1 protein-coding gene is annotated in these 1,084 nt (G+C 56.8%); it reads left to right on the top strand.

Going from position 1 to position 1,084, the window contains the following annotated elements; translation table 11 throughout:
• Positions 1 to 151 precede the first annotated feature (151 nt).
• The coding region (locus CHB99_RS29355; protein WP_141137360.1) for an IS110 family transposase at positions 152 to 1,084 on the top strand (933 nt) is incomplete at its 3' end.

Here is a 1,084-nt window from a genome sequence, read left to right as displayed (position 1 = left end):
GCGGTGCCCTAGAGCACGAGTGGGAGCATAGTCGCCATCCACCTCTCACTCTGACCCGAAGCCCGAACAGTTGAATGAGCCTGCAACTCGGAATCACAAGCCCGGGATAGGTCAGAGCGCTCTCACTTTCGAAGTGTAAGAGGGTCTGACCATGATTTCCTGCTTCGTTGGTATCGATGTTTCCAAAGCCACCCTGGACGTGGCTTTCTGGCCTGAACGCTCCAAGCCGTTTCAGCTCAAGAATGATCCTGAAGGCATTGCTCAGATGCTGGTATGCCTGAATGAGATTGAACCTGAGCGGGTCGTACTGGAGGCTACGGGCGGCTACGAGAACGCCGTATTCAAAGCGTTGCGCGTAGCTGGGTTGAACGCCACCCGCGTGAATCCCAAGCGTTCACGTGCCTACGCGGATGCCGTCGGGCAAATAGCCAAGACGGACAGAATCGATGCCCAGATACTGGCGAAGTTTGCTCAGCACCTCGAAACCAAGACGCTGGTTGAACCCAGCCAGGCGCGCGATGAACTGGCAGAGCTGGTCAAGCTCAGGGACCAGATCAGAGAGCATCGGGACGATGATCGGCGCCGCGCCAAACAAGCCACTTCGGCGATAGCGCTTGCCTTTTTCGCCAGTCACATCGCCTCTCTGGAGGCTGAACTGAAGTCACTGAACAAGCACATTGATATCGCCACGAAGGCACTGGATCGCAACAAGGTCGAGCGCTTGCAGGCAATAAAGGGTATCGGGCGGGTCACGACTGCCAAGCTGTTGGCCTACTTGCCTGAGCTGGGCCTGTTGACGGGGCGTGAGATCACAGCCTTGGTGGGACTGGCGCCGTACAACAATGACAGCGGCAGCAAGAGTAGCCCCAGGCACATTGAAGGTGGGCGCTACAAGGTACGTGGAGCCTTGTACATGGCTGCCTGGGTAATGATCAGGCATACCGCTGACTTCAAGGCTCGCTACAACGCCCTGATAGCTCGCGGCAAATGCTCCAAGAAGGCTGTAGTCGCGTGCATGCGTGTGTTGCTGGTACGTCTGAATGCCATGATGCGAGATGGTGTGTCGTGGAAGGAACATCAACAC

Origin of the sequence: Pseudomonas japonica (assembly GCF_900188455.1) — a bacterium.
Lineage (GTDB): Bacteria > Pseudomonadota > Gammaproteobacteria > Pseudomonadales > Pseudomonadaceae > Aquipseudomonas > Aquipseudomonas japonica.
The sequence above is the reverse complement of the archived record's forward strand: the minus strand, read 5'-3'. Positions and strand labels throughout refer to the sequence as shown.